Annotated in this window: 1 protein-coding gene and 1 pseudogene; both read left to right on the top strand. The window is 68.6% G+C overall.

What is annotated here, in order from left to right; all coding sequences use genetic code 11:
* Positions 1-220 precede the first annotated feature (220 nt).
* Positions 221-736, top strand: a complete 516-nt coding sequence (locus FCI23_RS55555; RefSeq protein ID WP_136731746.1) for a hypothetical protein — start codon at positions 221-223, stop codon at positions 734-736.
* 84 nt (positions 737-820) lie between these two features.
* A pseudogene (locus FCI23_RS55550) lies at positions 821-1,660 on the top strand (ISKra4 family transposase); the annotation flags it as partial.

The raw sequence follows: 1,660 nt of genomic DNA, 5'->3' as shown, positions 1-1,660 counted from the left end.
GCCGTACCTGCTCTACAAGCCGCTCATCCACAGCCTCACCCTACGACCGCCGCCAAGACCGCAGGACCCAAACGCCAACAGCCACACTCGCCAGAGTGACCCCGCGAAAACGTCGAAGGGTGTAGCTCTCCTCGGGGGACGGGCTGAGCTGGGAGAACGCCTTTCTGGGTGATGGCGGCGTGGTGGGGTCTCTACTGTGTGGGTAGTGGAGGTGACGCTGATGGGGTCGTTGATCGAGGAGTTGGAGGCGCGGGAGACAGCAGCCCGGGCTCGGGTGGAGGCGCTGGAAGCGGAGATCGTGGAGTTGACCGCGCGTCTTGAGAGTGAGCGGGAGGCGTGGTCGCGGTTGCGGATCACTCGGGAGACGGTGGCCGAGGTGATCATGGATCTGGGTGGACCGGGGAGGACTGCGCCGGTGACCGAGGGTTTGGAGTCGGAGGGTGTGGCGGAGCCCGGGGCGCGGGTGGTCGGGGCGATCATGGTGCCGCACTGGCGGGAAGGACTCTCGGTGGACGTGCTGCCGGATGTGTACCGGGACATCGTTGAGGTCGTCACGGACGCCACGAAGCCGTTGCAGGCGAAGCAGATCGTGCCCAGGATCGGCTTGCCGGCGGTGACCGCGAAGATCGAGGGGACGCGGGGGAAGCTGAAGCGTCTGGTGGAGCGGGGCTGGCTGGTGGAGGACCAGCCCGGACAGTTCGCGGTGGCTCACCCGGGCCGGGACGCGGGGAGTTAAGTGAACTCGCAGGAGGATAAAGGCTCTTCTCTCTAACTTCGGAGGTACCACCCAAACCGAAGCGCGGAAGAAAGAAGAGCCGTTGTGGAACCGTACGACGCCTTCGACGCCATTGACCCGTTCGCCGCTGCGGCAAGGGCCTTCGACCGCCTGACAGGGGTGTTGGCCGCCCCGGAGTCGGCCGCGTTGCCCCACCACGATCTGGAGGATCTGATCGAGGCGCGGGGCCGTGAGCTGCTGCGGCTGCTGTTCCAGGCCCATCTGGATCTGCGGGAGCGGCGGGAGCGAGAACAGACGGAGCGGGCGGGCCTGGAGCCGGTCCGGGGCGTGGACGGCAAGGTTCGCCCGCATCGTGAGCCGGGACATTGCCGGCGTCTGGCCTGCGTGTTCGGCACGGTCACCGTGACGCGGACCGCGTGGCGGGGCAGGTCGATGAACAATGTCTGTCCGCTCGATGCGGACCTCTCGCTGCCCGCCGGGCTGCACTCGCACGGCCTGCGCCGACTCGCGGTCACCGAGGCCGTCCGCGGGTCCTATGACCAGGTCAAGGAGGCGATCGACCGGCGGTGCGGGAAGGTGCTGGGCAAGCGGCAGGCGGAGCGCCTGGTCGTCGAGGCGGCCCGGGACATCGACAGCTTCTACCTCGCCAGGGTGCCCATGCCGGCGACCGCGTCCACCGCGCTGGTCCTGCAGGTCGACGGCAAGGGCATCGTCATGCGGCCCGAAGCCCTGCGGCCCGCGACCTTGAAGGCGCACCGGGACAAGAAACAGGCGATGCGCACGAGGCTGGCGCCGGGCGAGAAACCGAACCGGAAACGTATGGCCACGCTGGCCTGCGTGTTCGATGTCGATCCCGCGGTGCGTCGTCCGCACGACATCATCGCCCCACCCGAGGGACGCGGCGGGGACCGACCGCCTCGGCCG

Source organism: Actinacidiphila oryziradicis (assembly GCF_005047355.1).
GTDB classification, from domain to species: Bacteria; Actinomycetota; Actinomycetes; order Streptomycetales; family Streptomycetaceae; genus Actinacidiphila; species Actinacidiphila oryziradicis.
This window is presented reverse-complemented; position numbering and strand designations above follow the sequence as displayed.